This window comes from Escherichia sp. TW14182 (genome assembly GCF_000208525.1).
Lineage (GTDB): Bacteria > Pseudomonadota > Gammaproteobacteria > Enterobacterales > Enterobacteriaceae > Escherichia > Escherichia ruysiae.
The window spans coordinates 1-4,954 of record NZ_AEJZ01000105.1 but is presented as its reverse complement, the minus strand read 5'-3'; the positions used below and the strand labels follow the sequence as shown (position 1 = coordinate 4,954).

Here is a 4,954-nt window from a genome sequence, read left to right as displayed (position 1 = left end):
CCGAGGTTTTCAACAGCCTCATCCTTGTCTTCCACATCCGAAAGATTCTTTTTTCGTTGCAGATAGCGTCTGTCTCCGATTTCCTGAGTAATAATGGCCCTGTCCGGATCAACTTCCAGCACCACGTTTTGTGCGTGCGTCAGCCCAAGAACCAGCGTCAGAATAACTTCCTTGATAACGGAGTCCGTCTGGTCTGGTAAAAAGGTGTCGGGATAACGTCCGTACGCGATAAGCGTACCTCTGTCGCTGATCATCCCCAGTTCACGAAGGGTTTTACCGGGGTATGATTTACAGTCAATCACAATATCCCCGCTGATGAAGCCCTCCTCCACCGCACCGTCGGAAAAGGGTTCCTGCCCGAATTCGCCGTACAACGATGTCATTGCTGCCATTTCATCCGGCGTGGAGGGCAATGCCCGCCCGCCCCCGTCACCAAGCAGAACATGCCGGACGGTCACGGTTTGCCCGTTCTGATATGCTGCTTCAATTTCTGCAGCGCCGGACGTTGTCAGAATCAGTCCATTCATACACCTGCCTCACTCTGCCCGCCTGTGGGCACTGTCTTTGTTGTCACACCGGTACTTCTGATTTTTTCTGTCGCCATCACATAGCCGTAACCAAATCCACGCCCTGTGCTGTTCCCGTAAACGTGAATACTGAACCAGCTGCGCAGATTTTTGGCACGGAGCACCGCATGCTTCAGATCCTGATGATCATTCATCAGCACCGGTAAATCCTTCTGCTCCACGTTCAGACGAAAGGTATACGGCTCCCCGGGTGGGGTCTGCTCATACCACTCAACAATCTGCGACCGGAAGGGACTGTCAGCCAGCGATGCCATCAGCGCCGCTTTAGTCCCTCTGTGGCGGTGGATGTAAGCAGCACGTTTTATCGCAGACCTTTTTTCCGTCTCCGTCCAGTGTTCATTCCAGGTATCCACCGCCATTTCCCAGGCCAGCCATGGCAGCAATTCAGCAGGACATAAATCGGGATTTTTCACATAGCGGATCAGGCAGACCGCTATGTCTGACAGCATATCTCCGGCGACACAGTCCACCACCCGCTCTGCCCGGCTGGCACTGACCGGCAGTATGCTCCTGATATCGTCATTCATCCGTTGTCTCCACCTTATTCAGCGTTACCTTACGGCACCACGGTGCCTGCCCCATCGCAGGAACGATATCACTGCCCGGAGAGGTCAGATTCACCGTAATCACCCCGGTCTGGTGAAGGGCACCATCCATGCCAGAACGGGATGCCACCGAGCCAATCCGGTGGACGCTGTCAGTGTATGACTGCAGCGCCTTGCGGGCATTTGCCATAACCAGTTCACCATCCAGTCCGTAGGGAATATGAATATCCGCCACCACATCGTAGGGAATAATTTCTGCCGTCCGGACACTGACAAAATCCGTCAGGGGACGGGTTTCATCATCACAGACTGATGCTGCCACCTTATCCAGCAGGGGTTGTGATGCAGTGCCATTTCCGGACCGGGATAACACATAAAGAAAAACACGCCCTTCCTGTGAATGCGTTTCCGGCCCGTAAGCCTTCACATCCAGCACATCAGGATCAGCACTTTGCGCAAAATAGTGGTACGCATTTTTCGCGCCGGCGGTGCTCAGCCGTGCCCATGACAACTGGATACGTTCGCGAAAAGCGTCATCATCTTCATACACCGCAGGCGTGGGCGGAATGGTGCTGTCATCTGCCGGGGTAATCACCAGACGCTGCACCTGAAAATTCGCACCAATCTGATCCAGGTCGTTCCTCCGGGCACTCGCAAGCAATACACCCCGGACAGCATCATTGACCTGCTGGCGCATCAGCGCCACCCGGAAAGCCAGCGCCTCTGCCCATTTATACGCGGGATCAGATTCCACCAGAGCCGAAAACAACGTATCCAGCTCCTGATACTTCGCCACTATCTGAGTGACCAGCACAGCGGTGTCCGGCACCTCCACCGCATCCGGTACCGGTATCGCGGACAGATCAATAATTGCCTGAGACGTTGCCAATTTTTATCTCCTCGAGTCGAATCGTTTCCTGAGTTTCGTTATTCACCCCGACAAGCGTCAGCCACGCGCTTCCTTCTCCTGTCCACGTCACTTCCACCCGCCGGAGAGTCAGGCGGGGTTCCCAGCGTTCAAGGGCGGTTACCGTTTCGCGAACAATTCTCACCCGCGTGAAATCATCCTGTGGGTTATCAAGCAGACTGAAAAGTCTGCTGCCGTATTCCCTGAGCAGGACCCGGCTGCCGACCGGTGTTGACAAAATATCAGTGACGGACTGGCGCAGATGTTCGTTACCGTGCAGATATCTGCCGGTGGCTGAATCAATACCAATCATGTTGTTTATTCCGGAAAAAGAACTGAAAGGAGATTACATTTGCTGACCAGGCTGTCCGGTGCTGCCACCACTGTCGCCCCGGTGATTGTGACCGTTATAGACAATTCTGATTTGACTCATCGTTCCGTGATAATCAGAAACCTCACCACCGACCATCAGATCCGCCTTAACCACCGCCTCAGCATTCATGGTTGCTTTACCCTGTACGGTCAGGGTATCTGTGATTTCTACCGGACCGTTCAGGGTTCCCCTGCCGGTAATTTTATAGCTGCCGCCTTCAGCCAGCGTGATGGACAGGGCATTAGCCTGACGGTCGTAACGGATTTCCGTTCCGGTATCAAACAAAATAACATGTTCGTATTCACTGCCCTCAGGGACAGGAATGGCGTCAATATTGGCCCCCGGATACACCCGACCGTTACGCAAATCGCCCGCCTCCGATATCACTGTAACGGCATCTCCGGGAGCCGGGTAATTACTGACCTGCATGTAGCGCCCGGACTGTACCTGAATCCAGGGCAACGGAGGCGAAAGCACATCCCCGATATCCACCCGAACCATCACCGGGCTACCCGGGATCACCTCGTCCACCACGCCGCGACGGACCATGTCCGCCACCCTGCGGCGTAACTCTGCCACTTCATCTGCCAGACTCATCACCGGTGCCCTCTGTTTTCCAGATAAGACGATAATCCCGCTCATGTTTCTTGCCGGTTTCCGGAGCTTTCCCCAGCCAGACTTCCTGTAACGGCGCACCAGCCGGAACCTCGAACGGATCTTCTCCGACAGGAATATCCTGTTCAAAAGAAACGCGGAAAACGATGTAGTCATCCAGAAGCCGGTCGAAGGTATCCACCTCAGCATCAATAAAAACAGCCGGATCAACGTTATCCAGCCCGAACGTGGCCCCCTCAATCCAGTCAGATAAATCCATCGCCAGACAACGGGCAAAAATCTGCGGTTTTGGCACGTTTTCCGTCTTCCCGGCCCGGTCTGTCACCACAAACAGATCACATTTCAGCGTGACCCGCGTCTGCCCGTCGGCAAACTGAGCCTTGTCCCAGCCCGGTACATCCACAAACACGGCAGGCGTCACCAGTTGTGTCACTTTTTCCGGATACTCATCGGCATCTTCCACCCAGGGAATTTGTTTCAGACTGTCAATCACCGCCTGATGCCAGGCGCCCATCATCAATGGCTCCATCACTCCAGCCCCTTAAATACCCGGAATTTCAGTTCATGCTCAAAATTTTTCAGGATCAGTGCTTCCGCATCCGGAAAAACAAAATCCTCTATACGGTTCAGCATGGCTTCATAAATATCAATTTCCGCTTCACGCACCCTCCGTCGTCCGGATGCCTGTCGGATCAGTATCGTTTTCCTTTTTGATATACGTCCGTTACGATTTTCCGCTTCGAACTGGTTGATAAAGGCATCATCCGTTGACCAGGTGGTGACAGGCAGGGATTCCCCGGCAGGTTTAAAACTGATCTCCCGAGCCTTCCTGCGGCTGGAAGCTGGTGCAAAACGCCCCCGCTCATCGCGCAACTGATGGCGTTCGCCGCGTCGTCCCCCACTGATGCGTCCGCGCAGATCGCGTACTTTGATGGCGTTCAGACCGAACCATACCTTCGCCTCATCAAACTCATCACCGTTACGACGAATGATAAAATTATGCAGAACACGCTTTTTGATCATTTTCTGACTGCGTGGGGCAACCTGTTTTTTAAACTCTGCCATAGCCTTCATCCGCAGTGCAGACGCGGCTCTTTTCAGCGCCACGCCCCAGGCTTTACGGATCTGACTTTTTGACCCACCCAGTTTAGCGATAATTTTCAGCACCTCATCTTCATCAATATCGACAACGAGGTTTCGTGCCAGCCGTCGCTGCCGGGCACTGCTTCGTTCATGCTCTCTGACTGCCATAACGTTTACTCGGTCGTTCCGGTGCAGCAGGTGTATTTCTCCCGGGCTCTCCACGCGCAAGGGTGATGGTAATCACCCCCTGATCCGCAGCGCCTGACTCATCCCAGCCGGGATCGACTACCTGATAGGGTTCGCCGTGGATCATGACCCTGTCATATTTTTTCAGACCGGCGGCCCATGCGCTCCGGGTAAATAACACGGGCGCAGTATCACGAATTTCGCCGCTGCCAGTGTTCATCCCGGTGTTATCTGCCGGGGCATCAAAAACGGCACGGATTTTTCTTTCCGTGCCGCCCGGATATATGCTGATTTCCGTCCCCATCGTATCCAGGATGATGTCATCCGCATCACTCATGGCCTGATCGAACAGATTATCGAACATCATCACTCCCGGATTTTTTCTGCCAGACCGTCTGCCAGCAACGCGGGAACTGTGGCTTCATTAACCAGCACAACACTGGAGGCCCGGGCAAACATCAACATTTTTCCCGTCACAGCATCACAGGCTGGCATATGCGCCGTTTTCAGCATACGCACCCGGGCGAGTCCCTGCTCAGAATGCATTCCGTCGCCGGATGCATCGTTGCCCACCTCTTCCTTCCCCGTCTCCTCCCCATCGAATCCGGCGGCCTCCTCCTCCCATTCCGCCAGACGCTGCTCAAGATCGGCTTTTGAA

At 54.3% G+C, this 4,954-nt stretch carries 9 protein-coding genes; all 9 read right to left on the bottom strand.

What is annotated here, in order from left to right:
- The coding region (locus EQY_RS0110440) for a phage tail-collar fiber domain-containing protein (RefSeq protein WP_001013720.1) at nucleotides 1–527 on the bottom strand (527 nt) is incomplete at its 3' end.
- Nucleotides 524–1,114 (bottom strand): phage tail protein I, encoded by a 591-nt coding sequence (locus tag EQY_RS0110435; protein ID WP_000997165.1) that lies wholly within the window; start codon nucleotides 1,112–1,114, stop codon nucleotides 524–526. The genes EQY_RS0110440 and EQY_RS0110435, both read right to left, overlap by 4 nt.
- A complete protein-coding gene (locus EQY_RS0110430) occupies nucleotides 1,107–2,021 on the bottom strand; it encodes a baseplate assembly protein (RefSeq protein WP_000235847.1) in 915 nt (304 codons plus the stop codon). The genes EQY_RS0110435 and EQY_RS0110430 overlap by 8 nt, the downstream gene beginning before the upstream one ends.
- Nucleotides 1,996–2,352 carry a GPW/gp25 family protein gene (locus EQY_RS0110425; RefSeq protein ID WP_000579232.1) on the bottom strand — a complete coding sequence of 119 codons (357 nt, stop codon included), beginning with the start codon at nucleotides 2,350–2,352 and terminating at the stop codon, nucleotides 1,996–1,998. The genes EQY_RS0110430 and EQY_RS0110425 overlap by 26 nt, the downstream gene beginning before the upstream one ends.
- 33 nt (nucleotides 2,353–2,385) lie before the next feature.
- Nucleotides 2,386–3,009, bottom strand: a complete 624-nt coding sequence (locus tag EQY_RS0110420; protein ID WP_000049991.1) for a phage baseplate assembly protein V — start codon at nucleotides 3,007–3,009, stop codon at nucleotides 2,386–2,388.
- Nucleotides 2,993–3,544, bottom strand: a complete 552-nt coding sequence (locus EQY_RS0110415) for a hypothetical protein (protein WP_001372341.1) — start codon at nucleotides 3,542–3,544, stop codon at nucleotides 2,993–2,995. The genes EQY_RS0110420 and EQY_RS0110415 overlap by 17 nt, the downstream gene beginning before the upstream one ends.
- Before the next feature lie 11 nt (nucleotides 3,545–3,555).
- Nucleotides 3,556–4,278: a hypothetical protein gene (locus tag EQY_RS0110410; protein WP_000290767.1), complete on the bottom strand. Its 723-nt coding sequence runs from the start codon at nucleotides 4,276–4,278 to the stop codon at nucleotides 3,556–3,558.
- Nucleotides 4,259–4,663 (bottom strand): head-tail joining protein, encoded by a 405-nt coding sequence (locus tag EQY_RS0110405; protein ID WP_000970955.1) that lies wholly within the window; start codon nucleotides 4,661–4,663, stop codon nucleotides 4,259–4,261. Before EQY_RS0110405 ends, EQY_RS0110410 begins: the two co-directional genes overlap by 20 nt.
- Nucleotides 4,663–4,954, bottom strand: a 292-nt coding sequence (gene gpFI, locus EQY_RS0110400; protein WP_000311344.1) for a DNA-packaging protein FI, incomplete at its 5' end; no start/stop codon positions are given. The genes EQY_RS0110405 and gpFI, both read right to left, overlap by 1 nt.

Excerpts from the sequence above, each read along its gene's own strand:
- EQY_RS0110410 (WP_000290767.1), bottom strand. The coding sequence starts at position 4,278 with ATGGCAGTCAGAGAGCATGAACGAAGCAGTGCCCGGCAGCGACGGCTG.
- EQY_RS0110415 (WP_001372341.1), bottom strand. The coding sequence starts at position 3,544 with ATGATGGGCGCCTGGCATCAGGCGGTGATTGACAGTCTGAAACAAATT.
- EQY_RS0110405 (WP_000970955.1), bottom strand. The coding sequence starts at position 4,663 with ATGATGTTCGATAATCTGTTCGATCAGGCCATGAGTGATGCGGATGAC.
- EQY_RS0110435 (WP_000997165.1), bottom strand. The coding sequence starts at position 1,114 with ATGAATGACGATATCAGGAGCATACTGCCGGTCAGTGCCAGCCGGGCA.
- EQY_RS0110425 (WP_000579232.1), bottom strand. The coding sequence starts at position 2,352 with ATGATTGGTATTGATTCAGCCACCGGCAGATATCTGCACGGTAACGAA.
- EQY_RS0110420 (WP_000049991.1), bottom strand. The coding sequence starts at position 3,009 with ATGAGTCTGGCAGATGAAGTGGCAGAGTTACGCCGCAGGGTGGCGGAC.